Origin of the sequence: Pseudoroseicyclus tamaricis (genome assembly GCF_012070395.1) — a bacterium.
Classification (GTDB): domain Bacteria; phylum Pseudomonadota; class Alphaproteobacteria; order Rhodobacterales; family Rhodobacteraceae; genus Pseudoroseicyclus_A; species Pseudoroseicyclus_A tamaricis.
This window is the reverse complement of record NZ_JAAFYS010000002.1, coordinates 258,685-283,034: the sequence shown is the minus strand read 5'-3', so window position 1 is coordinate 283,034 and position 24,350 is coordinate 258,685. Positions and strand designations below refer to the sequence as shown.

Annotated in this window: 25 protein-coding genes; 12 read left to right on the top strand and 13 right to left on the bottom strand. The window is 68.8% G+C overall.

Features of this window, described 5'->3' with window-relative positions:
• The first annotated feature begins 134 nt into the window (after positions 1-134).
• The 4 genes from pdhA to GY170_RS07690 are packed head-to-tail and all read left to right on the top strand — an operon-like array spanning position 135 to position 4,185.
• Positions 135-1,151, top strand: coding sequence for a pyruvate dehydrogenase (acetyl-transferring) E1 component subunit alpha (gene pdhA / locus GY170_RS07705; protein ID WP_163891727.1), 1,017 nt, complete (start codon positions 135-137; stop codon positions 1,149-1,151).
• On the top strand, positions 1,152-2,552 hold the full coding sequence (locus tag GY170_RS07700; RefSeq protein WP_163891724.1) for a pyruvate dehydrogenase complex E1 component subunit beta: 1,401 nt from the start codon (positions 1,152-1,154) through the stop codon (positions 2,550-2,552).
• Positions 2,552-2,800: a hypothetical protein gene (locus GY170_RS07695; RefSeq protein WP_163891722.1), complete on the top strand. Its 249-nt coding sequence runs from the start codon at positions 2,552-2,554 to the stop codon at positions 2,798-2,800. The genes GY170_RS07700 and GY170_RS07695 overlap by 1 nt, the downstream gene beginning before the upstream one ends.
• On the top strand, positions 2,800-4,185 hold the full coding sequence (locus GY170_RS07690) for a pyruvate dehydrogenase complex dihydrolipoamide acetyltransferase (RefSeq protein ID WP_163891720.1): 1,386 nt from the start codon (positions 2,800-2,802) through the stop codon (positions 4,183-4,185). The genes GY170_RS07695 and GY170_RS07690 overlap by 1 nt, the downstream gene beginning before the upstream one ends.
• A gap of 52 nt (positions 4,186-4,237) precedes the next feature.
• Here the strand turns inward: GY170_RS07690 and GY170_RS07685 are convergent, their stop codons facing one another.
• Positions 4,238-4,672 (bottom strand): MarR family winged helix-turn-helix transcriptional regulator, encoded by a 435-nt coding sequence (locus GY170_RS07685; protein ID WP_163891718.1) that lies wholly within the window; start codon positions 4,670-4,672, stop codon positions 4,238-4,240.
• Between the two features lie 118 nt (positions 4,673-4,790).
• Here GY170_RS07685 and GY170_RS07680 point away from each other — a divergent pair, with 118 nt between their 5' ends.
• Together GY170_RS07680 and GY170_RS07675 are read left to right on the top strand one after the other, a co-directional pair.
• Positions 4,791-5,219 carry an organic hydroperoxide resistance protein gene (locus GY170_RS07680; RefSeq protein ID WP_163891716.1) on the top strand — a complete coding sequence of 143 codons (429 nt, stop codon included), beginning with the start codon at positions 4,791-4,793 and terminating at the stop codon, positions 5,217-5,219.
• Positions 5,220-5,294: 75 nt separating this feature from the next.
• On the top strand, positions 5,295-5,618 hold the full coding sequence (locus GY170_RS07675) for a hypothetical protein (RefSeq protein WP_235937812.1): 324 nt from the start codon (positions 5,295-5,297) through the stop codon (positions 5,616-5,618).
• Between the two features lie 18 nt (positions 5,619-5,636).
• Here the strand turns inward: GY170_RS07675 and cysE are convergent, their stop codons facing one another.
• From cysE to GY170_RS07625, 10 genes are all read right to left on the bottom strand, one after another.
• The gene (cysE, locus tag GY170_RS07670; protein ID WP_163891714.1) at positions 5,637-6,440 is read right to left on the bottom strand and encodes a serine O-acetyltransferase; all 804 of its coding nucleotides are present in this window, start codon (positions 6,438-6,440) and stop codon (positions 5,637-5,639) included.
• An 80-nt stretch (positions 6,441-6,520) separates the two neighbouring features.
• Complete coding sequence (locus tag GY170_RS07665; RefSeq protein ID WP_163891712.1) at positions 6,521-6,811, bottom strand: DUF7742 family protein; 291 nt, start codon at positions 6,809-6,811, stop codon at positions 6,521-6,523.
• Positions 6,811-8,517, bottom strand: a complete 1,707-nt coding sequence (locus GY170_RS07660) for a phage tail protein (protein WP_163891710.1) — start codon at positions 8,515-8,517, stop codon at positions 6,811-6,813. The genes GY170_RS07665 and GY170_RS07660 overlap by 1 nt, the downstream gene beginning before the upstream one ends.
• A complete protein-coding gene (locus GY170_RS07655) occupies positions 8,399-8,737 on the bottom strand; it encodes a hypothetical protein (protein ID WP_163891709.1) in 339 nt (112 codons plus the stop codon). The genes GY170_RS07660 and GY170_RS07655 overlap by 119 nt, the downstream gene beginning before the upstream one ends.
• A gap of 170 nt (positions 8,738-8,907) precedes the next feature.
• Positions 8,908-10,062 carry an endolytic transglycosylase MltG gene (gene mltG / locus GY170_RS07650; RefSeq protein WP_163891706.1) on the bottom strand — a complete coding sequence of 385 codons (1,155 nt, stop codon included), beginning with the start codon at positions 10,060-10,062 and terminating at the stop codon, positions 8,908-8,910.
• Complete coding sequence (gene fabF / locus GY170_RS07645) at positions 10,062-11,321, bottom strand: beta-ketoacyl-ACP synthase II (RefSeq protein ID WP_163891704.1); 1,260 nt, start codon at positions 11,319-11,321, stop codon at positions 10,062-10,064. Before fabF ends, mltG begins: the two co-directional genes overlap by 1 nt.
• An 813-nt stretch (positions 11,322-12,134) precedes the next feature.
• Positions 12,135-12,368: an acyl carrier protein gene (locus GY170_RS07640; protein ID WP_163891702.1), complete on the bottom strand. Its 234-nt coding sequence runs from the start codon at positions 12,366-12,368 to the stop codon at positions 12,135-12,137.
• Between the two features lie 191 nt (positions 12,369-12,559).
• Positions 12,560-13,297, bottom strand: a complete 738-nt coding sequence (gene fabG / locus GY170_RS07635) for a 3-oxoacyl-[acyl-carrier-protein] reductase (protein ID WP_163891700.1) — start codon at positions 13,295-13,297, stop codon at positions 12,560-12,562.
• Positions 13,290-14,249, bottom strand: a complete 960-nt coding sequence (gene fabD / locus GY170_RS07630) for an ACP S-malonyltransferase (RefSeq protein WP_163891698.1) — start codon at positions 14,247-14,249, stop codon at positions 13,290-13,292. The genes fabG and fabD overlap by 8 nt, the downstream gene beginning before the upstream one ends.
• A 129-nt stretch (positions 14,250-14,378) precedes the next feature.
• A complete protein-coding gene (locus GY170_RS07625; RefSeq protein ID WP_163891696.1) occupies positions 14,379-15,041 on the bottom strand; it encodes a hypothetical protein in 663 nt (220 codons plus the stop codon).
• Positions 15,042-15,316: 275 nt separating this feature from the next.
• Between GY170_RS07625 and rpsF the strand changes: the two genes are divergently transcribed.
• The 4 genes from rpsF to GY170_RS07605 all read left to right on the top strand — a co-directional run bounded on the left by rpsF (position 15,317) and on the right by GY170_RS07605 (position 17,913).
• Positions 15,317-15,676: a 30S ribosomal protein S6 gene (gene rpsF, locus GY170_RS07620; RefSeq protein WP_163891694.1), complete on the top strand. Its 360-nt coding sequence runs from the start codon at positions 15,317-15,319 to the stop codon at positions 15,674-15,676.
• 23 nt (positions 15,677-15,699) lie between these two features.
• Positions 15,700-15,927 (top strand): 30S ribosomal protein S18, encoded by a 228-nt coding sequence (gene rpsR / locus GY170_RS07615; RefSeq protein ID WP_163891692.1) that lies wholly within the window; start codon positions 15,700-15,702, stop codon positions 15,925-15,927.
• A gap of 10 nt (positions 15,928-15,937) precedes the next feature.
• Positions 15,938-16,558: a 50S ribosomal protein L9 gene (gene rplI, locus GY170_RS07610; protein ID WP_163891690.1), complete on the top strand. Its 621-nt coding sequence runs from the start codon at positions 15,938-15,940 to the stop codon at positions 16,556-16,558.
• Positions 16,559-16,809: 251 nt separating this feature from the next.
• Positions 16,810-17,913: a sensor histidine kinase gene (locus GY170_RS07605; RefSeq protein WP_163891688.1), complete on the top strand. Its 1,104-nt coding sequence runs from the start codon at positions 16,810-16,812 to the stop codon at positions 17,911-17,913.
• A gap of 41 nt (positions 17,914-17,954) precedes the next feature.
• On the opposite strand, the gene GY170_RS07600 is transcribed toward GY170_RS07605, so the two are convergent.
• Positions 17,955-19,202 carry an Hsp70 family protein gene (locus GY170_RS07600; protein ID WP_163891686.1) on the bottom strand — a complete coding sequence of 416 codons (1,248 nt, stop codon included), beginning with the start codon at positions 19,200-19,202 and terminating at the stop codon, positions 17,955-17,957.
• Positions 19,203-19,353: 151 nt separating this feature from the next.
• Between GY170_RS07600 and GY170_RS07595 the strand changes: the two genes are divergently transcribed.
• The gene (locus GY170_RS07595; protein ID WP_163891684.1) at positions 19,354-21,318 is read left to right on the top strand and encodes a bifunctional 2',3'-cyclic-nucleotide 2'-phosphodiesterase/3'-nucleotidase; all 1,965 of its coding nucleotides are present in this window, start codon (positions 19,354-19,356) and stop codon (positions 21,316-21,318) included.
• Between the two features lie 132 nt (positions 21,319-21,450).
• On the top strand, positions 21,451-22,746 hold the full coding sequence (locus tag GY170_RS07590) for a PQQ-dependent sugar dehydrogenase (protein WP_163891682.1): 1,296 nt from the start codon (positions 21,451-21,453) through the stop codon (positions 22,744-22,746).
• Positions 22,747-23,012: 266 nt separating this feature from the next.
• On the opposite strand, the gene tig is transcribed toward GY170_RS07590, so the two are convergent.
• Positions 23,013-24,347, bottom strand: a complete 1,335-nt coding sequence (gene tig, locus GY170_RS07585) for a trigger factor (RefSeq protein ID WP_163891680.1) — start codon at positions 24,345-24,347, stop codon at positions 23,013-23,015.
• Positions 24,348-24,350 lie beyond the last annotated feature (3 nt).

The following is a 24,350-nucleotide window of genomic DNA, read 5'->3' as shown; positions in this document are numbered from 1 at the left end:
GGGCGAGGTTCCCGGTTGCCGGGGGTGCATGGCAGCCTAGCTCTTTTGGGGGATGCAGCCCGCTTTCAGCTCTGCTAGTCTATTGTTCAACGTTAAACTATCTTAACTACGCCCCGCACGCCCGAGGAGGTCTCATGGCGACACGCAAGGCCGCGGCCAAGCCCAACGTCTCCGCCGAGGAGCTATTGCACCACTACCGCGAGATGCTTCTCATCCGCCGCTTCGAGGAAAAGGCCGGCCAGCTCTACGGCATGGGCCTCATCGGCGGCTTCTGTCACCTCTACATCGGCCAGGAGGCCGTGGTCGTCGGCCTCGAGGCCGCCGCCGAAGAGGGGGACAAGCGGGTCACCAGCTACCGTGACCACGGCCACATGCTCGCCTGCGGGATGGACCCGAAGGGTGTCATGGCCGAGCTCACGGGCCGCGAGGGCGGCTATTCCAAGGGCAAGGGCGGCAGCATGCACATGTTCAGCCGCGAGAAGCATTTCTACGGCGGCCACGGCATCGTCGCGGCCCAGGTGCCGATCGGCGCCGGCCTCGCGCTCGCCGACAAGTATCTCGGCAACGACCGCGTCACCTTCGTCTATTTCGGCGACGGCGCAGCCAACCAGGGCCAGGTCTACGAGACCTACAACATGGCCGAGCTCTGGGACCTGCCCGTCGTCTTCGTGATCGAGAACAACCAGTACGCCATGGGCACCTCCACCAAGCGCTCCACCAAGTCGCCGACCTACTGGCAGCGCGGTGCCGCCTACGGCATCGAAGGAGAAGAGGTCGACGGGATGGACGTGCTCGCCGTGCAGGCCGCCGGCAAGAAGGCGGTCGAGTACTGCCGCGGAGGCAACGGCCCCTACATCCTCGAGATGAAGACCTATCGCTACCGCGGCCACTCCATGTCCGACCCTGCGAAATACCGCACCCGCGACGAGGTGCAGAAGATGCGCGAAGAGCGCGACCCGATCGAGAATGTCCGCCAGCTGCTGCTAACCGGCAAGCACGCCTCCGAGGAGGATCTGAAAGCGGTGGACAAGGAGATCAAGGACATCATCAACGAGTCCGCCGAATTCGCGAAGGACAGCCCCGAGCCGGAGCTCGACGAGCTGTGGACGGACATCTATTCCAAGGACATCCCGCAGGGGGAGGCGGTTTAAATGGCGACCGAGATTCTGATGCCCGCCCTCTCCCCGACGATGGAGGAGGGCACGCTGGCCAAGTGGATGGTCAAGGAGGGCGACACCGTCTCTTCCGGTGACATCCTCGCCGAGATCGAGACGGACAAGGCCACGATGGAGTTCGAGGCCGTCGATGAAGGCACCATCGGCAAGATCCTCATCGAGGAAGGCACCGAGGGCGTAAAGGTGAACACCGCCATCGCCGTCCTCCTCGAAGAGGGCGAGAGCGCCGACGATATCGACACCGCCAGCTCCTCCGGCGGCGAAGAGGTCAAGACCGAGGTCAAGGAAGAGACGAAGGAAGACGCCGAGGTCCCCACCGACGCGCCCGTCGCCGCGTCTCCCGCCGCCCAGCCGGCCAAGCCCGACCGCTCCCCCGACTGGCCCGAGGGGACGGAGGTGAAGTCCACCACCGTGCGCGAGGCCCTACGCGACGCGATGGCCGAAGAGATGCGCGGCGACGAGAACGTCTTCGTCATGGGTGAGGAGGTTGCCGAGTACCAGGGCGCCTACAAGATCACCCAAGGCCTGCTCGACGAGTTCGGCGCCAAGCGCGTGATCGACACGCCGATCACCGAGCATGGCTTCGCCGGCATCGGCGTCGGCGCGGCCTTCGGGGGGCTGAAACCCATCGTCGAGTTCATGACCTTCAACTTCGCCATGCAGGCGATGGACCAGATCGTGAACTCCGCCGCCAAGACGCTCTACATGTCCGGCGGGCAGATGGGCTGCCCCATCGTCTTCCGCGGCCCCAACGGCGCCGCCGCCCGTGTGGCCGCCCAGCACAGCCAGGATTACTCGGCCTGGTACATGCAGATCCCCGGCCTCAAGGTGGCGATCCCCTATACCGCCGCCGACGCCAAGGGGCTGCTGAAGAGCGCGATCCGTGACCCGAACCCGGTGATCTTCCTCGAGAACGAGATCCTCTACGGCCGCAGCTTCGACGTGCCGGTGATGGACGATTTCACCGTCCCCTTCGGCAAGGCCCGCATCGCTCGCGAGGGCTCCGACGTCACAATCGTCAGCTTCGGCATCGGGATGCAATACGCGCTCGAAGCCGCTGAAAAGCTGGCAGAAGACGGCATCGACGCCGAGGTGATCGACCTGCGCACCCTCCGCCCGATGGATCTTCCCACGGTGCTGGAGAGCGTCAAGAAGACCAACCGCTGCGTGACGGTGGAGGAAGGCTGGCCCCAGCCCTCCGTCGGCTCCTACATCGGCAGCCAGATCATGCAGCAGGCCTTCGACTACCTCGACGCGCCGGTCATCTCCTGCACCGGGAAAGACGTTCCGATGCCCTACGCGGCGAACCTCGAGAAGCTGGCGCTGATCACCGCCGACGAGGTTATCAAGGCCGTCCACGACGTGACCTACCGCTGATGCCGAATGACGTGATCTACGATGCGGCCCGCGAGGCCCATGTCATCCGCGGCGAGGATGTCGGCGAGCGCTATCGTATCGTCATCCCCGACGCGCTGATCGATGCCGAGGCAGGCGAGCCCGTCGGGGATCGCCTCGCCTGGATCGAGGCGCACCTGCCGCAAATCCTGCAAGCCTACACCGCCAAGATGAACGGCGGTTTCGTCCACGAGCCCTGGGGGCGCGTGCTGGTCGAGGAGGTCGATTGATGCCCACCGAAATCCTGATGCCCGCTCTCTCCCCCACGATGGAGGAAGGCACGCTCGCCAAGTGGCTCGTCAAGGAGGGCGACACCGTCTCCTCCGGCGACCTTCTGGCGGAGATCGAAACCGACAAGGCCACGATGGAGTTCGAGGCCGTCGATGAAGGCGTGATCGGCAAGATCCTGGTCTCCGAAGGCTCCGAGGGCGTGAAGGTCAACCAGCCCATCGCCGTGCTCCTCGCGGAGGGCGAGAGCGCCGACGATATCGGCGAGACCTCCTCCGCGCCGAAGGAGACGCCGCCCGAAGACAAGCAGGACGCCGCCGACCCCGCAGAGGGCTATGGCCGCGACGGCAGCCAGAAGGACGGCGCCGTGAAGAGCGAGACGCCCCCGCAAGGGAGCGGCGAGCAGGCCGCCCCCGCGCAGAAGGACAGCGCCAACGACGGCGAGCGCATCTTCGCCTCCCCCCTCGCCCGCCGCATCGCCGCCGACAAGGGCCTCGACCTCTCCCAGATCAAGGGCTCCGGTCCCCGCGGCCGCATCGTCAAGGCGGATGTCGAGAATGCCGAGCCCGGCAAGGCCGCCGCCCCTGCCTCCGAGGCGCCCAAGCCCGAGGGCAAGGCCGCCGACAAGGCGCCCGTCGCCCCCGCGGCTCCGGCCGGTGCGAGCTCCGATGCGATCCTCAAGATGTACGAGGGCCGCGAGACGCAGGAGATCAAGCTCGACGGGATGCGCCGCACCATCGCGCAGCGTCTGACCGAGGCGAAGCAGACCATCCCGCACTTCTACCTGCGGCGGGACATCAAGCTCGACGCGCTGATGAAATTCCGCAGCCAGCTCAACGCCCAGCTGGAAGGCCGGGGCGTCAAGCTCTCCGTCAACGACTTCATCATCAAGGCCTGCGCCCTCGCCCTCCAGCAGGTGCCGAAGGCCAATGCCGTCTGGGCCGGTGACCGCATCCTGCAGCTCACCCCCTCCGACGTCGCCGTGGCTGTCGCCGTCGAGGGCGGGCTCTTCACGCCCGTCCTGAAGGACGCGCACCAGAAGTCGCTCTCCGCCCTCTCGGCGGAGATGAAGGATCTCGCCACCCGGGCCCGCGACAAGAAGCTCGCCCCGCACGAGTACCAGGGCGGCAGCTTCGCCGTCTCCAACCTCGGCATGTACGGCATCGACAACTTCGACGCTGTCATCAACCCGCCGCATGGTGCGATCCTCGCGGTCGGCGCCGGGGTGAAGAAGCCGGTGGTCGGCGCGGATGGTGAGCTGACGGTCGCCACGGTGATGAGCGTCACGCTCTCCGTCGATCACCGCGTCATCGACGGCGCGCTGGGGGCGGAGCTGCTGAAGGCCATCGTCGAGAACCTCGAGAACCCGATGGTCATGCTCGCCTGAGTCATGCCTTTCGCCGGCGCCAGCCCCTTGGCGCCGGCCCCTACCCCGGGCTTCACGCCTGCTGGACCGTCCCGGCCGTCAGCTTGCGCATGAGCCGGTGGATCTGTTCCATCTCCGCGACGCTCATCCCCGTCCCCTCGATCAGGCAGCGGGCGAAGCCCTCCGTCCGCGCCTCCAGCACCCGGCCGGCCTCCGCCAGGCTCACCACCACGCGCCGCTCGTCGCCAGTGTCGCGCAGCCGCGTCACCAGCCCCCGCGCCTCCAGCCGCTTGACCAGCGGCGTCAGCGTCGAGCTCTCCAGCCCCAGCCGCCGGCCGATGGTGCCGAGGCTCTGCGCATCCGTCTCCCAGAGCACCTTGAGGACGAGGTATTGCGGATAGGTCAGGCCGAGCGGCTCCAGGAGCGGCTTGTAGAGCCGCCCGATCGCCAGGTTCGCTGAGTAGATGTCGAAGCAGACCAGCGCGTCGAGATTGGGTTCGCGGGGCATCGAGATCTCCTGTCGCCGCCTGCCACAGAAATAAGTCGCACGCGATGCAATCGCAAGCTTGCGAAATTTCTATCGCGCACTACCTAAATTTCAACGACACGCAACAAGGAGCCGACAGATGCCTGCCAGCAAAGTAGTCTATTCCACTTCCGCCACCGCCACGGGCGGCCGCGACGGCCGCTCCGCCACCGCCGATGGCGCGCTCGACGTCAAACTGGTCACCCCGACCGAGATGGGCGGCTCCGGCGGCGAGGGCGTGAACCCCGAGCAGCTCTTCGCCACCGGCTACGCGGCCTGCTTCCTCGGCGCGCTGAAGGCCTATGCCCGCAGCAAGAAGGTGACGGTGCCCGAGGACGCCACGGTGACGGTCACCGTCGGCATCGGCCCGCGCGAGGACAAGGGCTTCGGCCTCGACGTGAAGATCGCCGCCCACCTGCCGGGGATCGACGAGGAGACGGCGCAGGATCTGGTCGCCGGCGCGCACCATGTCTGCCCCTACTCCGACGCCACGCGCAACTCGCTGGTGATCGAGCCCACCGTCGCCTGAGCCGAAGGCACCACGACCACAATCGGGGCGCTTGCACGGCGCCCCGGCCGGCGCCACGCTTGAGGGAGGCCAAAAGTGGAGGCGCCAAAGCTGCTGATAACACTCGCCCACCTCTTCGGCGGCATGTTCGCCGTCAATGCCATCCCGCATTTCGTCGCCGGGGTGCAGGGCCGCCCCTTTCCCTCGCCCTTCGCCAAGCCGCCCGGACGCGGCCTCTCTCGCCCGATGGTCAATGTCGGCTGGGGCGCGGCCAATGCCGTGGTGGCCTGGCTGCTCCTCGCCCTGCCCGGCCCGCTGGACCTCACGTCTCCCGCTGACGCGCTGGCGTTCGGCCTCGGCGCGCTGTCGATGGGGCTGATGCTGGCAAGCTGGTTCGGGAAGGTGGAGGACGCCGGCTGACCGGCGCCCGTCCGGGCCTCAGCGCCCGAGAAGCTGGTTCATCGCCACAGACGGCTGGTCGCAGCCTGCCTCGCCGACGATCTTCGCGGGCACGCCGGCAACGGTCTTGCAGGGCGGCACGTCGTGCAGCACCACCGAGCCCGCGGCGATGCGGCTGCAATTGCCCACGTGGATATTGCCCAGCACATGCGCCCCGGCGCCGATCAGCACGCCATTGCCGATCTTGGGATGACGATCCTCCGTGTCCTTCCCGGTGCCGCCGAGCGTCACCGAGTGGAGCATGGAGCAATTGTCGCCCACCACCGCCGTCTCACCGATGACGATGGAATGGGCATGGTCGATCATGATGCCGCGCCCGATGCGGGCGGCCGGGTGGATGTCGACGCCGAAGGCCTCCGACGTGCGCATCTGGATGAAGAAGGCGAGGTCCTGCCGGCCCTGGCTGAAGAGCCAGTGGCCGATCCGGTAGGCCTGCACGGCCTGAAACCCCTTGAAGTAGAGCAGCGGCTGCAGGAGCCTGTGGCACGCCGGGTCCCGCTCGTAGACGGCGGCGATATCGGCGCGGGCGCTGGCGGCGAGATCGGGCTCGGCCTCGTAGGCCTCCTCGACGATCTCGCGCAGGATCTGCTCGCCCATCTCGCCATTGGCGAGCTTCAGGGCGATGCGATGCGAAAGCGCCCGCTCCAGCGTCGCATGGTGCAGGATCGAGGTGTGAATCATCCCGCCGAGGAGCGGCTCGTCCGCGATGGCGGTCTGCGCCTCGTCGCGAATACGGCTCCACACCGGGTCGATCTCGGCGAGCTTGGGCTGAAGCTTGGGCATGGGGCCGCTCCTGGCTGGTCTTTGGAAAGACTTAGGAGGGGCGACCCCTTGGGACAAGCAGAAACCCGTGATCGGGGTCATCAGGAAGACCGATGGGTCCGCCGGGCCGCGATGGCGCTGAGGAGCGTCGCGACCGCGCCCAGATAGGGCCCGTCGTCGAGCCCCGGCCCCGGCGCGCGCGGGCGGAGGAGGGCCGCATGGGTGAGGCTGCCGCCGCCGTAGGCGTGCAGGCGGCCGAGGCGCTTGCGGTAGCGATCCGCGATATCCGCCTCCGCCAGCATCGTGGCGGCGAGCGCCGGCCGCGCCTCGGGCGGCGCGGCGAGCAGGGCACGGGCGGCAAGGTCCAGATCGGTGATGGTGACCGGCCGCATCAGGGCATCCGCAGCTTGGCAACTGCGCCCCAGCCCCAGCGGTCGGAGCGCTGCTGCACCTCCAGCTGGTAGCCCGCCGCCGCCCCGTCCTCCGCCTGCGCGGCGGCAGGATAGGTCCACGCCGGCTCCGTCACCTCCACCACCCGCACCGGGTCACCGCCGGAGAGGAGCCGCACGCGCAGGCGATAGCGCTCGTAGGCCTCGCCGAGCGGCACCTCCTCCTGCTCCCAGCCGTCGCCCTCGATGCGGGTCCGGCGGAGCCAGGTGAAGGCGGTGCCGCCCGCCTCCGGCCCGGCGCGGAGGTGGCAGGGGGCATAGGGGCGCAGGCCGACGCCGAAGACAGACACGTCTGTCTCGCGGTAGCTGGCGTGGCCCAGCGGCTGGCTCGCGGGCCCCCAGCGATAGGTGCGCGGCAGGCCCCACAGATCCTGCAGCAGGTCCATCTGCCTGGCCCGCCCGTTCAGCAGCACGAAGAGCGCCCCCTCGTCCCACACCTGCACCGCGCTGCCCGCCTGCCCGCGCAGCCGCAGCGACAGGTCCCAGGTGCGCGGGCCGACCAGCTCGGCATCGCGCAACTGGATCACCTCCCAGTCGCCGCCGGAGCCGTTGCCGATGGCGGCGAGGTTCGCGCCCTGCAGCAGCGCCTCCTCCGTCACCGAGAGGAGCGAGCCGGAGACCAGCTTGACCCGGAGCGCCGGCCCCCTGTCCCACCGCGCCGGCTCCCCCTCCGCCAGCGGAGAGAGCAGCTGCCCCACCGTCGCCGCCTTCGGCAGCATCAGGGGGGCACCAAAGCTCTTGCCGTCATTGGCGGCGTAGACCGCCACGTCTCCCGGCCAGGGCCTTGCGGTGGCGGCGACATGCGGGGCGTGGGGGATCTCGGCGCCGGTGAGGAGCGGCAGGTCCATGACGATCGCCTCCACCGGCACCGGCGCCACCACCGGGGCCGAGCCTGGCAGCTCGTCCGCCGCCTCCTGCCCGAGGTAGCTCTCCGGCTCCACCCGCACCGCTTCTGCGCGCAGGAAGCCGACATCCTCCAGCCGGTCGAGCCGAAAGCGGCGCTCGCCGAGGCGCACGATATCCCCCGGCGCGAGGGCTCCGGCAGAGGGCGGCAGGGCGAAGCTGACGCTCTCGCGCGTCAGCCGCGCCTCGGCCAGCCAGCGCTCGGCCATGTTGCGGGCCTCGCCCCGGGTCAGCGCCAGCGGCACCTCGGACTCGGAAACCATCAGCGAGGGGTCGTCGGCGAACACCGCCTCCGCCGCGCCCGGCTGGTAGTCGCCTTCGCCCTCGATGTAGCTCAGCCGCACGCGGCCGACCTTCTCGGCCTCCGCCGCCCGCGTATCCTCCCGCGTCGCCTCCGCCTCGGGGTCGACGACGAAGCTGACCGGGTCGAGCGTCACGCCCCCCGTTCCCGTGCGGGAGATGAAGGCGAGCGCCCCGTCCCGCTCCACCGCGTCGAAGCCGTGGGCGAGCATCAGCACCTGCAGCGCCGAGCGCGCCGTCGCCTCCTCCGCCTGATGCTCCATCGCCCAGAACTCGAAGAGCCACGGCAGCGCCCTCAGCTCCGGCTCGGTCAGCGAGTCCAGGAACTCATCCGCCCGTGCAGCAGGACCGGAGGCGAGCCAGCCGGCAGCCGACCTGAGTGCGGATATCGGCGAGATCGAGCTCTCCGGCGGTGCCGTCTCCAGCCTGCTTTGCAACCCACTCATTGTACCGTCTCTCCGTTTCGTAGGCGTAGGCCAGGGCCTCTGCCAGTTTACGACCGAGCGCGGCGATCTCCTTCGCCGCCGCGTCGTCCTCGTCCGGGTCCATCTTGTCGACAGCCGCTTCGAGCTGCTGGCGCGTCTTGATCAATGTCTTGAGCGTGCGCGCCGTCTCCGCCTGAAGGCCGCCCTCCGGCACCAGCGCCGGGGGTGTTCCGTCATGCATGGGATTTGCCTCGCATCCCGGCCTGGGCCGGGGCCAACCTCAATGAAAAAGGGGCCGTCTCCGGCCCCCGTCTGCTTCTTGTTGTGCTGGCATATATCGCGCAAAAACGCCGAAAAGTCAACGTGTTGCGCGGTGAGGTGCGGGCGGGTTCGCTTACCGCCCATTCACCATCATTCGGCCGCCTCGGCCTCGATCTGCCGCCAGCGGGCGACATTCTCGTTATGCTCGGCCAGCGTCTCGGCGAAGGCGTGGCCGCCCGTGCCATCGGCGACGAAGAAGATGTAGTCGCTGTCGGCCGGGTTCAATGTCGCCTGGATGGAGGCGCGGCCGGGGTTGGCGATGGGCGTCGGCGGCAACCCGTCGATGACGTAGGTGTTGTAGGGCGTCTCGCCCCTTAGCTCGCTCTGCCTCAGCCCGCGGCCGAGGACACCGCGCCCCTCGGTGACGCCGTAGATCACCGTCGGGTCCGTCTGCAGGCGCATGCCCTGGATCAGCCGGTTCTCGAAGACGGAGGCGACGAGCGGGCGTTCCTCGGCGAGGCCCGTCTCCTTCTCGACGATGGAAGCGAGGATCAGCGCCTCCTCCGGGCTCGCCAGCGGCAGCCCCTCCTCCCGCTCCGCCCAGGCGGCGGCGAGGATGGCAGCCTGAGCGCTCTGCATCCGCTGGAGGATGGAGGCGACAGTCGTTCCGGGCTGCACCTCGTAGCTGTCGGGGGCGAGCATGCCCTCCGGCGGGATGTCTTCCACCGGCTCGGCGAGGATCTCCACCGCGTTCAGCCCCTGCACCACCTGCCAGGAGGTCAGGCCCTCGGGCAGGACGACGCGGTAGCGGGTGTCGGCGGCCTCGCGGACGCGGGTGTAATCCTCCGGCGCCTCGGGCTCCACCGCCGGGTCCCATTCCACCAGCTCCTCGAAGCGGTTGGTCTCGGGGTCCAGCTCACGCACTTCGGCGAGGAGGCCGGTGAGGCCGACGCGGTAGACGATCTCCGTGCCGCAGGTGGACTGGCCGCCGCGGGTGACGATGTCGAGGATCTCCTCCATCGTCGCGCCGGCGGGGATGAGGAAGGCGCCGGCCTTCAGCTGATCCTCCAGCTCGGTGTAATCGGCGCCGATCCGGTAGATGGAGGCGGAGGTGATCGCCCCCTGCCCGGCCAGATCCTCACTGACCAGCCGCATGTTGCTGCCCGAGGGCACCCTCAGGCAGATCGCGGTCTCCAGCGGGCCCTCGTCGCGATACTGCTTGGCGCCCCAGGAGATGACGCCGGCGACGAGGAAGAGGATGACGATGAAGAGCGTCAGCGCGTTCGACGCGATGGCCTTCCACATCAGGCGGTTTTCCCGAAGATCACGCTCGCGTTGGTGCCGCCGAAGCCGAAGGAGTTGGAGAGCGCGTAGGTCACCTCACGCTCCACCTTGGCATTGGGGGCAAGGTCCACCTCCGTCTCCACCGCGACATCGTCGAGGTTGATCGTCGGCGGGCAGACCTGGTCGCGGATGGCGAGGATGGAGAAGATCGCCTCGATAGCGCCGGCTGCGCCGAGGAGGTGGCCGGTCATCGACTTGGTGGAGGACATGGTCACCTTGCGCTTGGCCTCGCCCAGCAGCCGCTCGACGGCGCCGAGCTCGATGACATCGGCCATCGTCGAGGTGCCGTGGGCGTTGATGTAGTCGATCTGCGCCGGCTCCAGCCCCGCATCGGCCAGCGCCGCCTTCATGGAGCGCTCGCCGCCGTCGCCATCCTCGGAGGGCGCGGTGATGTGGTAGGCATCTCCCGACATGCCGTAGCCCAGCACCTCGGCATAGATCTTGGCGCCGCGCGCCTTGGCATGCTCGTATTCCTCGAGGATCACCATGCCGGCCCCCTCGCCCATGACGAAGCCGTCACGGTCGGCGTCCCACGGGCGGGAGGCGGCCTGCGGGTCGTCCTCGCGCTTGGTGGAGAGGGCCTTGCAGGCGTTGAAGCCGGCGATGCCGATCTCGCAGATCGCCGCCTCGGCGCCGCCGGCGACCATCACGTCGGCCCGGCCAAGCTTGATCATCGTCGCCGCGTCGCCGATGGCGTGGGCGCCGGTGGAACAGGCGGTGACGACGGAGTGGTTCGGCCCCTTGAAGCCGTAGCGAATGGAGACCTGGCCGGAGATCAGGTTGATCAGCGAGCCAGGGATGAAGAAGGGCGAGACGCGGCGCGCCCCCTTCTCCTTGATGAGGACGGCCGTCTCGGCGATCCAGTTCAGCCCGCCGATGCCGGAGCCGATGAGCACGCCGGTGCGCAGGCGGTCCTCCTCGTCCTCGGGCATCCAGCCGGAATCCTGCACCGCCTGCTGGGCGGCGGCCATGCCGAAGAGGATGAAGTCGTCGACCTTCCGCTGGTCCTTCGGGGCCATGTAGGTATCGGCGTTGAAGGTGGCATCGGAGCCGTCGCCGCGGGGAACCTCGCAGGCATACTTCGTGGTGACGCCAGAGGCATCGAAGCGGGTGATCGGCCCGGCGCCGGACTGGCCGGCGAGCAGGCGCTCCCAGCTCGGCTCGACGCCATCGGCGAGCGGTGTGACAAGGCCAAGCCCGGTAACCACGACACGACGCATCTGCTTTCTCCCACCTCTTTCGTTGGGCGACCTCTACCGCAGGGCGAAATGGAGGGGCAAGAGGCGGTGGCCGCCTCCGGCCCGGCTCGGCGGCATCTGGATGCTTGTGGCGGGTTCTTCGGGCGGCCAGGTGCCGGGCGTTGGGCGGCCGGATGTTCCGATGAGCTGGCGAGGCCCGCTCCGGCGGCACAGCGGAGGCAAGAGGCGCTCACCGCCGCTGCTCTGTCCCCCTGCGCGGAATCAAGGCCGCAGGCCGCCGCGCGAGCGCCGGCCCGTCCCCGCGGGCTGGCGCTCTGGTTGGGCTTGGTGCTCAGCTCCACGCGACGAGGAGTTTTTCTGGCATAAAGCGCGCCGCACGACCGTTGCAGCGCCACCCCACGGGCCGGCGTGAGAGTGTGGCGCTTGTGGCGGTCGGGGGATGGTGGGTTGGAAACCCACCCTACGGGGTCTCGCTCGGGGCGGGGGCTCCGGAGACCCGGCCGCCGCTCTTCCCCCGCGCGGAATCGAGGCCGCAGGCCGCCGCGCGAGCGCCGGCCCGTCCCCGCGGGCTGGCGCTCTGGCTGGGCTCGGTGCGTCGCTCGGATCCGGGAGGGGTTCTGCTGGCATAAAGCGCGCCGGCGGCCATGGTGCGGCGCCACCCCACGGGCCGGCGTGCGAGGGGAGCGCTTGTGGCAACGGGGACCCAAATGCACCGTGGAACCTGCGGTAACTCAGACTGGATCACATCGCTACAAGCGGACCGCCAACTCACCCCCAAACGCAAAAGCGGCGCCCGAAAGGGCGCCGCGACCAATCGCTACCACGGGGGCGTGCTTACTGCGCGCCCTCGATGAATTTCACCGCGTCGCCGAAGGTCTGGATGGTTTCGGCGGCGTCGTCCGGGATCTCGATGCCGAACTCTTCCTCGAAGGCCATGACCAGCTCGACGGTGTCGAGGCTGTCGGCGCCGAGATCGTCGATGAAGGACGCATTCTCGGTCACCTTGTCTTCTTCGACACCGAGGTGCTCCACAACAATCTTGCGCACGCGGTCAGCGACGTCGCTCATATCAATCCCTCATTCTCTTTGGGCTATCGCCCTGCTCTATAGCCCTTGCCGGGCCGTTTCGACAGCCCTCAAAGGGCTTCCCCTGCGGAGCGACGGGCGGCCGCTCCGGCAAATCTCGTCGGCCTATAGCAGAGTTTCAGGGGCAGGCAAACGCTTTCCCTGCGGCCAATCCGCGCCCTCCGCGAGCGCTATCAGAGCATCGCCATGCCGCCGTTCACGTGCAGCACGCTGCCCGTGACGTAGCCCGCTTCCGGGCTGGCGAGGTAGAGCACCGCCGCCGCCACTTCTTCGGCCGAGCCCATGCGCGCCAGCGGCACCTGGGTGAGGATAGCGCCCTGCTGCTCCTCGCTCAGCTTGTCGGTCATGGGCGAGGTGATGAAGCCCGGCGCCACGGCATTCACCGTGATCCCGCGGCTCGCCACCTCGTAGGCCAGCGACTTGCCGAAGCCGATCATGCCGGCCTTGGCGGCGGCGTAATTGGTCTGCCCTGGATTGCCCATGACGCCGACGACGGAGGAAACGTTGACGATGCGCCCCCAGCGGGCCTTCATCATGCCGCGCGTGACGCCCCTGCAGAGGCGGACGGCGGCGTTGAGGTTCACCTCCAGCACGTCGTTCCACTCGTCGTCGCTCATGCGCATGAAGATGTTGTCGCGCGTGATGCCGGCGTTGTTGACGAGGATGTCGACGGCGCCCATCGCCTCTACCGCCTGCTTGGGCAGCGCGGCGACGGCGGCGGGGTCGGAGAGGTTGCAGGGCAGCACATGCGCCCGCTCGCCCAGCTCCTCCGCCAGCGCCTGAAGCGGCGCCTCGCGGGTGCCGGAGAGGCCGATTGTGGCGCCGGCGCCGTGCAGGGCGCGGGCGATGGCGGCACCGATGCCGCCCGAGGCGCCGGTGACCAGCGCCGCCTTGCCGGTGAGATCAAACATCGGCCGTTCCTTTCTCTGTCAGGCTCTGCGCCGCCGCGGCTGCCTCTTCGGGCGTGCCGATGGTGCGCGTCTCCATCTCTTTCGCTATACGGCGGATCATGCCGGTCAGCGCCCGGCCCGAGCCGATCTCCCAGCTCTCCGTCACGCCGGCCTCGGCCATCCACGCCACGCTCTCGCGCCAGCGGACGGAGCCGGTGACCTGGGCCACCAGCAGCTCGCGGATCTCGGCCGGGTCGCTCACCGGCCGGGCGGTGACATTGGCCACCACCGGCACGGCGGGGGCGTTAAGGGTGACCTCCGCCAGCGCCGCGGCCATGCGCTCGGCCGCGGGGGACATCAGCGAAGAGTGGAAGGGCGCGGAGACGGGCAGCGGCAGCGCCCGGCGCGCCCCGCCCTCCTTGCAGAGCTCCATCGCCCGCTCGACGGCCGCCTTGTGGCCGGAGATGACGACCTGCGTCGGGTCATTGTCGTTGGCTGCCTCGCAGACGGCGCCGGCCTCTGAGGCATCGGCGACGATCTTTGCCACCGTCTCGAAATCGAGGCCGACGATGGCAGCCATGGCCCCCTCGCCCTCGGGCACCGCGGCCTGCATGGCATCGCCGCGGATGCGCAGGAGCCGGGCGGTATCGCCGAGGCTCAGCGCCCCGGCTGCGCAGAGCGCGGAATATTCGCCGAGCGAGTGGCCGGCGACGAAGCTCGCGGCCTCAATGCCGGCGCCTTCCGCCTCCAGCGCGCGAAAGGCGGCCATGGAGGTCGCCATCAGCGCCGGCTGGGCGTTGCGGGTGAGGGTCAGCGTCTCGGCCTCGCCCTCCCAGATGAGGGCGGAGAGCCGCTCCCCCAGCACGTCGTCCACCTCGTCGAAGACGGCCCGGGCGGCCGGATAGGCCTCCGCGAGAGCCCGGCCCATGCCAATGGCCTGGGCGCCCTGCCCTGGAAAGACGAACGCGCGCATGAGGTTCCTCCCTGTCGATACGTCCGCGCCCCTTACCCGATGCCATGGCGGCGGGCAAGAAAGGGCCACCGCCGGAGGGAGCGGTGGCCGAGGGTTGGCGTTGACTGGGGGTGGCGGCCCCCCGCCGGCTCAGAGCGCCGGTTCGGCCAGCGGCGGCAGGCGCGAGCGCCGGCTCTGCGGGGCGTCCGGCTCCGGCGCCGGGGTGCGGGGGCGGATCATCAGGTCCTGCCCCAGACGGTCGCGCAGGGGCAGCAGCGCTTCCTCCGGGCCGCTGGCGACGGTGACGATCTGCGGGCTGTTGCCGAGCCGGATCACGAGGCTCGCGCGGCCGCGCCGCCCATCGGGCCCCCGCGCGAGGAACACCCCGCCCACCGCGTTGAAGGCATGGCGGCCGAGCAGCGTCGGCAGGCCGGAGCGGTTGCGCACCACCTCGCGCACCTCGCCCATGGCGATATCCACCTGCAGCTCGCGCCGCGTGCCGCGATTGCCGACCCAGAGCAGGAGCGTCCCCGCCGCCGCCAGCACCAGCGACGCGGCGAGGCGGAAGGCGAGAAGTGTGACGCTGTCGTCATGGAGCGGCACCAGCCAGAGACCGGCCGTCAAGGCCAGCGCCACCACGCCGCCCGCCGTCGCCGCGACCTGCATCACCGCCGTGAGCCGCGACAGAGGCGCCAGCGGGCGCACGACATAGCCCCAGTATGCCTCCTCCACCCGGTGGTCGGCCGGCGCAACCCGCCGGGCGGATTGGCTGCGGCGGCCCGGGGCGGCGGGGGTGTTCGGGAACGCGGTCATGTACTCGTCTCGTCGCTTATTCGTGGTTGCCTGAAGGTTTCCCGATGAATTCGGGCCGAAAGCGGGCAGCGCCGTGGTCAGGGCGGGGAATCTGCCGCAACGTCTCAGGCATCCCCAGGGGCCGCGCCCCCCGGCCTTGCCAGCGCCGGCCACGTCGTTATAAGGCGCCATTCCTTCCGCGAGATGTTGCAAACCGCGCAGTCTCTCGTGGGGTGGCCCGCGGAAGGTTCAAGGCCCCCCTTTGAAATGCGCCGAAATCAGAGAAGTGGAGAGTCATGCCTTTTTACGAGCATGTCTTTATCGCGCGTCAGGACCTGTCCAACGCGCAGGCCGAGGGCCTCGTCGAGCATTTCGGGACCGTGCTGTCCGACAATGGCGGCAAGGTCATCGAGACCGAGTACTGGGGCATCAAGACGATGGCCTACAAGATCAACAAGAACCGCAAGGGCCACTACGCCTACATGCGCACCGACAGCCCGGCCAACGCCGTGCAGGAGATGGAGCGCCTGATGCGGCTGCATGACGACGTCATGCGCGTTCTGACGATCAAGGTCGACGCCCACGAGGAAGGTCCCTCGGTGCAGATGCAAAAGCGTGACGACCGTGACCGCGGCGACCGCCGCGAACGCCGCTGATCTGTGTGAAAGGAGCCTGACACATGGCCGCCAAACCGTTTTTCCGCCGCCGCAAGACCGATCCGTTCGAGGGTGAGAACGCCCCCGTCATCGACTACAAGGACACGCGTCTTCTGCAGCGTTACATCTCCGAGCGGGGCAAGATCGTCCCCTCCCGGATCACCGCCGTCGGCGCCAAGAACCAGCGCAAGCTCGCCCAGGCGATCAAGCGCGCCCGGTTCCTGGCGCTGCTCCCCTACGCCGTGAAGTAAGGAGCAGGGCATGGACATCATTCTTCTGGAACGCGTCGCCAAGCTCGGCCAGATGGGCGAAGTGGTGAAGGTGAAAGAGGGCTACGCCCGCAATTACCTTCTCCCCCAGGGCAAGGCGCTGCGCGCCAACCCCGAGAACCTCGCCCGCTTCGACGAGCAGAAGGCGCAGCTCGAGGCCCAGAACCTCGAGACCCGCAAGGAAGCCGAAGCGCTCGGCAAGAAGCTCGATGGCGAAGCCTTCGTCATCATCCGCTCCGCCTCCGATGGCGGTGCGCTCTACGGCTCCGTCACCCCGCGTGACGCCGCCGAGGCTGCCACCGCGGCCGGCTACACCGTCGACAAGCGCCAGGTCGCGCTGACGGCGCCGATCAAGGAGCTGGGCCTGCACACCGTCACCGTGGTGCTGCACCCCGAGGTCGAGGTCTCGATCAAGCTCAACGTCGCCCGCTCGCCCGAAGAGGCCGAGCTTCAGGCCTCCGGCAAATCCATCCAGGAGCTTGCCGCCGAGGAAGAAGCCGCCGCCGAGTTCGAGATCGCCGAACTGTTCGACGACATCGGCTCTGCCGGGTCCGACGACGAGTACGGCGACCCGCGCGACAGCCAGCCCGCCCAGACGGGCGAAGAAGAGTAAGCACCCCGGGGTTCCAGGTGCAGGCGAGGCCGCGCTCCACATCGGAGCGCGGCCTTTGCCTTTGGCGGGGGCGGGCCTCCTGCCCCCGGCAGCTTGCGCAGATTCCCGCGCAGGCCCCGGGAATTCTCGACACGACGTTCGTTATTGGTTAAGAGTGTCAAGTGACATATGCGTTCGGGTCATCGTTCCGGCCTTGGCGTCAAGCCTCCTGAGCGCAACTGTCGTTGCGCCACCCGAAAAGGCCCCCTTTCGTGGACAGTCTGACTCCGATCCATCCGCCGTTCCTGCGTGCCAACGGCGCCATGGCGGCCGCCATCGCCGGCCATGACTGGGGCGCTACGCCCCTCGGCCCGATCAGCAGCTGGCCGCCGGTCTTAAAGATCGCGGTGTCGACCATGATCAACTCCGCCTTTCCCAAGTGCATCGGCTGGGGCGATGAGCTGACGACGGTCTACAACGACGCCTTCGTGCCGCTCCTCGCCCGCAAACATCCCTCCCTCGGCCAGCCCCTCCTCGAGGTCTGGAAGGAGACGGCGCATTCCATCGCCCCCATCGCCGAGGCCGCGATGGCCGGAGAGCCCACCTTCGTCGAGGACTTTCCCATCGAGACCGACAGGAACGGCACGATGGAGACGGCCTATTTCACCTTCTGCTACAGCCCCATCTGCGACGAGAACGGCGACGTTAAGGGGATGCTGAACACCGTCATCGAGACCACCTCCAAGGTGAAGGCGGAGGCACTGGCGACCCTGCGCAACCGCGAGCTGGTGCACCGCTCGCGCAACGCCTACGGCCTCGTCTCCGCCCTCGTCAGCCAGACCGTCCGTGGCAACCGCCCGGCCGAGGAGATCCGCGTCGAGCTGCAAAAGCGCATCGGCGCCCTGACCCGTGCGCAGGACATGCTGATGGAGGACAGGTCCTCCCTCGGCACCGTCGAGACGGTCGCGCGTCAGGCGCTCCTGCCCTTCGACGATGTCTTCCAGCGGATCCGCCTCACCGGCGCGGAGGTCGTCATCGGGCAGGACCAGGTGACGACGATGAGCCTCGCCCTGCACGAGCTGGCCACCAACTCCATCAAGTACGGCGCGCTCGGCGTCGATGGCGGCGCGGTGGACGTCTCATGGGAGGTGGCGCGGGAGGAAACCGGCCCCGTCCTGCATTTCGAGTGGCGCGAGAGTGGCGGCCCCGCCGTTACCCCGCCCACATCAAAGGGCTTCGGCAGCCGCATCATCGGCGAGGTGCTGCCCCGCTCCTTCGGCGGCAAGGTGCATGTCGATTACCGCCCCAAGGGCTTGGTGATGACGCTCGACGCCCCCCTCGGCAACCCGGCGGACGGACAGACGCAGGTCGTCTGAGCCGCCGCGAGGCGGCCGCCTCTTGGGCGGATAGCGCCCGCTCAGTCCCGGCGGTCGGCGGCGATGGCGAGGCCTTCGGCGACGGCGGTAAAGACCTCGCTGAAGACGTGCTCCGCCTCCGGCAGCGCTTCCCGCATCGTCTCGCTCACCTGCGCCAGCAGCGACGAACCGCCGACATAGGTGACGCGCGTCACCGCCTCTGGCCCGACGCCGGCCATCCGCAGCGTCTCAGCTGCCGCCTCGCCGATCTGTGCCGCGAAGGGGGCGAGGATCTCGCCGAGCGCAGCCGCGTCGATCCCCGCCGCCAGCCCCGGCTCGATGAAGCCGAGCTCCGCCGCGCCTTGGCCCGCCTCGCCGTTGGCGGCGATCTTGCCAGCCTCGACGGCAAAGGCGATGTCGTGGCCGAGCTCGCTCTCCAGCACCTCCTCCAGCCGCTCGAAGGGGCGTGGCGCCTCCGCCAGCACCCGCATGTCCTTGACCATGCGCTTGCTCTGCGGCGTGTAAAGGAAGGGGATCTTCTCCCACGTGGCAAGGTCGGCATAGATGGCCGTCGGTGCCTCCAGCAGCCCCTCGCCCATCTCCCGCCGCAGCATACCGCCCCGGCCGAGGAGCGGCATGACCCGCTCGAAGCTCACCGCGCGGTCGAAATCCGTGCCACCGATGCGCACGCCGTGATTGGCGAGGATCGTCACCCCGCCCTGCCCCGCCTCATAGAGCGAGAAGTCCGAGGTGCCGCCGCCGATGTCGACGACCAGCCCCAGCCCCCGCTCCGGTGGGCCTCCGGCGATGGCCGCCGCCTCCGGCTCGGCCATGAAGGAGACCTCCGAGAACCCCGCAGCCTCGTAGGCGAGGCGCAGGTCCGCCTCCGCCTTGTCGTCTCGGGCCGGGTCGCTCTCATGGAAGTGCACAGGCCGGCCGGAGAGGACGCGGCGCACCTCCACGCCCAGCTCCGCCTCCGCGGCGAGGCGGAGGCGCTCAAGGAAGCGGCCGATGATCTCCACGAAGGTCAGCCGCTCGTTCAGGATCTGCCGCTTCTCATGCATGAGGCTGGTGCCCAGCACCCGCTTCAGCGCCCGCATATAGCGCCCCTCGCGCCCCTCGATCAGCGCCGCGCCGGCGGCGTGGCCGATGAGCGTCTCGCGCCGGTCGAAATCGAAGAAGAACGCGGTCGGCAGCGTCGTCTCCCCCGGCTCCACCTCGATCAGGTGCGCCTTGCCGCCGCGGATGACGCCGGCGGCGGAGTTCGATGTCCCGAAATCGATGCCGAGAGTCACCTCTTGCGCATTCATCATGCACCTCCTGCCGCCTTGCCGAAAGGCGCGCGCAATATGCGCGGGCCTTCGTAACGTCAAGTCGCGCGATGACCGAAGGCGCGGTAAAGTTGTCATGCGGGCGCCGTACGGCATGGCCCGTCAAGAAGACCAACAGGGAGACACCCCCATGCCCATCCGCCTGACACGCCGCGGCTTCATCGCCGGCACCGCCAGCCTCGCCGCGCTGCACCCCTTCTCCGCCCGCGCCCAAGCGGGACAGGCGCACCTGCGCCTGATGGAGACGACCGACATCCACATGCACATCTACCCCTACGATTACTACGCCGACCGGCCCATCGACACGGCCGGCCTCGCCCGCACGGCCAGCCTGATCGAGGCGGTGCGCGCCGAATCGACCAACTCGCTGCTGGTCGACAACGGCGACTTCCTGCAGGGCAACCCGATGGGCGACTACATGGCCTACGAGAAGGGCATGGAGGGGGACACCGTCCACCCGATCATGAAGGCGATGAACACGCTCGGCTTCGACGCCGCCACGCTCGGCAACCACGAGTTCAACTACGGCCTGCCCTTCCTGATGAGCTCCGTCGCCGGCGCCAACTTCCCGATCGTGACGGCCAACGTCGTCACCTCCATGGGCGCCACCCCGACCGAGGACGAGACGCTGATCCCTCCTTACGTGATCCTCGACCGCGAGATCACCGATGGCTCGGGAGAGACCTTCCCGATCCGCATCGGCCTCATCGGCTTCGTCCCCCCGCAAATCATGCGCTGGGACCGCGGCCACCTCGAGGGCGAGGTCGAGGTGCGCGACATCGTCAAGACGGCCGAGGCCTACATCCCCAAGATGCGCGAAGAAGGCGCCGAGATCATCGTCGCCCTCGCCCATAGCGGCATCGGCGCGCCTGAGTGGGAGGAGATGATGGAGAACGCCGCCATCCCGCTTGCCGAGCTGGACGGTATCGACGCCATCATGACCGGCCACTCCCACCTCGTCTTCCCGGGCCCCGACTACGCCGAGTGGCCGGGCGTGGATGTCGAGGCCGGCACCATCTCCGGCAAGCCCGGCGTCATGGCCGGCTTCTGGGGCAGCCACATGGGCCTCGTCGACCTGATGCTGGAGCGGGACGGCAACACCTGGCGCATCGCCGGCAGCAGCGTCGAGGTGCGCCCCATCTCGATGCGCAACGAAGACGGCGACATCGTCCCCACCGTTGAGAGCTTCGAGCCGGTGCTGGAGGCGGTCGAGCAGGAGCACGAGGAAACGCTGGAGTACATCCGCCGCGCCGTCGGCGACACCGACGCGCCGCTGCACTCCTACTTCGCCCTCGTGGCCGACGATCCTTCCGTGCAGATCGTCTCCAACGCGCAGATGTGGTACCTCGAGCAGCAGCTCGCCGGGACGGAGTATGCCGGCCTGCCCATGCTCTCCGCCGCCGCCCCCTTCAAGGCCGGTGGCCGTGGCGGCGCGGAGTACTACACCGACGTCCCCGCCGGTCCCGTCGCCATCAAGAACGTGGCGGACCTCTACCTCTACCCCAACACCGTCCGCGCGGTGAAGATCACCGGCGCCGAGGTGAAGGACTGGCTGGAGCGCTCGGCGGGCATGTTCAACCAGATCACCCCCGGTGAGGAAGGTCAGGTTCTCCTGAACCCCGACTTCCCCTCCTACAACTTCGACGTGATCGACGGGGTGACCTACCAGATCGACCTCTCGCAGCCCTCGAAGTTCGACCGTGAGGGCGTGGTCGTGAACCCGGAGGCCAACCGCATCGTCAATCTGGAATACGACGGCGCCCCGATCGACCCGGCGCAGGAGTTCGTCGTGGCGACGAACAACTATCGCGCCTCCGGCGGCGGCTCCTTCCCCGGCGCCGACGGCTCGACGATCATCTTCGAGGGGCCGGACACCAACCGCGACGTGATCGTCCGCTACATCGTCGACCAGGGCACGATCAGCCCCTCCGCCGACGGCAACTGGTCCTTCGCGCCGATGGCCGAGGGCACCTCGGTGCTCTTCGACACCGGCCCCGCCGGCGCCGATTATGCCGAGGGCGTGCCGGGCGTCACCATCGAGCCGACGGAGGAGACGACTCCGGAGGGTTTCGGCCGCTACCGCATCCAGTTCTGAACCGGACCAAGCAACAAGGGGAGGCGGAGACCACGTGGTTTCCGCCTCCGCCTTTCATCTAAATCACGCCCCGCCCTTCCCTTCCGCGCCTTGCCGGGCGATGCTCCGCCGGTCTGCCAGGAAGGGACCGCCATGAGCCTCAACAGCATTGCCGCCCGCGTCGTCGCCGCCGTCGGGGCCGGCGCCATCATGATGCGCCGCTTCTCGGCCCACGAGGGCCCGGCCGCCATGGGCGGCGCCCCGCAGATCCCCGAGGCGCGCGCCCAGAAGGTGATGACGCTGAAGATGCCGACGGCCAAGGGCTGGCAGGGCGATCACCGCCCCACCCCGGCGCCGGGCCTCACCGTCACGCCCTTCGCGCGCGACCTCAAGCACCCCCGCTGGATCCATGTGCTCCCGAACGGCGACGTGCTGGTGGCCGAGGCGATCCCGCCCCGCGGCAAGCCCACCTCCGCCTTCGACTACGCGGCGAAGGTGACGATGGGCCGCGCCGGCGCCATGGGCGTCTCCGCCAACCGCATCACGCTCTTCCGCGGCCTGACGGATGGCGTCGCGGCCGATCGGCACGACTTCCTCACCGGGCTGAACCAGCCCTTCGGCATGGCCCTGAAGGACGGCACCTTCTACGTCGGCAACACCGACGGGGTCATCGCCTTCGACTATGCGGACGGCGCCACCTCCCTCACAGGCCCCGGCCGCCCCGTCGCCAACTTCAAGCCCGGCGGCCACTGGACGCGGTCGCTCATCCTCTCCCCCGATGGCACGAAGCTCTATGCCGGCGTCGGCTCGCTCTCCAACATCGGCGATGACGGCATGGCGGCGGAGGAAGGCCGCGCCGCCATCCACGAGATCGACCTCGCCTCCGGTGCGCAGCGCATCTTCGCCTCCGGCCTGCGCAATCCCGTCGGCACCGCCTTCGCCCCCGACGGCTCGCTCTGGACGGTGGTGAACGAGCGGGACGGGCTCGGCGACGAGACCCCGCCCGACTACCTCACCCGCGTCGAGGACGGCGGCTTCTACGGCTGGCCCTACAGCTACTGGGGGCAGATCGTCGATGACCGCGTCCCCCAGAACGCCCAGCTCGTCGCCACCGCCCGCCAGCCGGACTACGCGCTCGGCGGCCACACCGCCTCCCTCGGGCTGACCTGGGTCCCCGACGGCACCCTGCCCGGCTTCGGCGCCGGCATGGCCATCGGCCAGCACGGCTCGTGGAACCGCGCGACCCTATCCGGCTACAAGCTCATCTTCGTGCCCTTCGAGGGCAGTCGCCCCTCCGGCCCGCCGCGGGACATCCTCACCGGCTTTCTCTCGGAGGACGAGAAGTTCTCCTACGGCCGCCCCGTGGGCGTGCAGGTGGGCGCGGACGGCAAGTCGCTGCTGATGGCCGACGACGTGGGCAACGTCATCTGGCGGGTCGCCGGCGCCTGACGCCGCGGGGGCTGCCGCCCCCGGGCTCCCGCTTTTTCGTGGGGGCCTCCGCCCCCACCCCCCCTTGCTCTCGCCCTTTTTCAAATACCTCTCCGGGGGTCCGGGGGTGGAAAACCCCCGGGTCCCGCCCTCTCCGCCCGCGCGCGCCCCGAACTCTCGCGCTCCGCGAGCCGGCCCGGCAGGGCCGGAGAGCAAAGCCCCCAAACGCAAAAAAGGGCCGGGAAGGTTTCCCCTCCCGGCCCCCATATCTGCCAAGGCACTCCGCCTCAGATGTCGTCGTCGAGCTTCTCGACGGCCGTCTGCAGCTCTTCCTTGGTGACGGTCTTCTCGGTCACGTCGGCCTCGGTGAAGATGTGGTCCACCACCTTGTCCTCGAAGATCGGCGCCTGGATCTGCTGGCGGGCGCCGGAGTTCTGCTGGACGTATTCGAAGAACTGACGTTCCTGCCCCGGGTACTGGCGCGCCTGGTTGAGGATCGCCTGGGTCAGCTCGCTGTCGGTGACCTTCACTTCGGCCTTCTGGCCGATCTCGGCCAGCAGCAGCCCAAGTTTGACGCGGCGCACGGCGAGCTTCTTGTGCTCGTCGGTCACCTCGATGTCCCCGTGGTTGTGGCCCTGGTGCTCCGGGTTGTCCTCGTGCCAGAGCTGGTGGGCGATCTGGCTGGCCTCGGCATCCACCAGGCTCGGCGGCAGGTCGAACTCGACCGCCTTGTCCAGCTCGTCGAGCAGCGCCCGCTTGGCGACGGCGCGGCCGGCACCATTGTACTCGGATTCGAGGCGCTCGCGCACCTGCGTCTTCAGGGCCTCGAGGTCATCGGCGCCATACTTCTTGGCCAGCTCGTCGTCGATCTCCGCCGGCTTCGGCTCCTTCACCGCCTTGACGGTGACGGAGAAGACGGCCTCTTTGCCGGCAAGGTGCTCGGCCTGGTAATCTTCGGGGAAGGTGACGGTGACGTCCTTCTCCTCCTCGGCCTTCACGCCGACCAGCTGCTCCTCGAAGCCGGGGATGAAGGAGTTGGAGCCGAGCACGAGCGGGTAATCCTCCGCCGCGCCGCCCTCGAACTCCTCGCCGTCCACGCGGCCGGTGAAGTCGATGACCACCTGGTCGCCGTCCTTGGCCTTGGAGCCCTTGCGACGATCCTCGAAGTTCTGGGCGGAGCCGGCGAGGCTCTCCAGCGTCTCCTGGATGCCGGCCTCGTCGGCCTCGACCACGAGCCGCTCGACCTTGATCTTGGAGAAATCGACGTCCGGCACTTCGGGCAGCGTCTCGTAGGCCACGGTGACCTCGACGTCGTCGCCTTCCTTCCAGTCCTCGTTCGTCATCTTGACGTCGGGCTGCATGGCCGGGCGGTCGCCGCTCTTCTCGAGGTGCTCGCTCAGGGCGCCGTCGATGCTCTCCTGCATCGCCTCGCCCATCAGGCGGGGGCCGAACTGCTTGCGCAGAAGCGCGATCGGCACCTTGCCCTTGCGGAAGCCCTTCATCTGGATCTCGGGCTGCGCTTCCTTGAGCTTGCCCAACACTTTCTCGTCAAGCTCGGAGGCGGTCAGGGTGATCTGATAGCCGCGCTTCAGCCCGTCGTTGAGCGTTTCGGTGACTTGCATGGT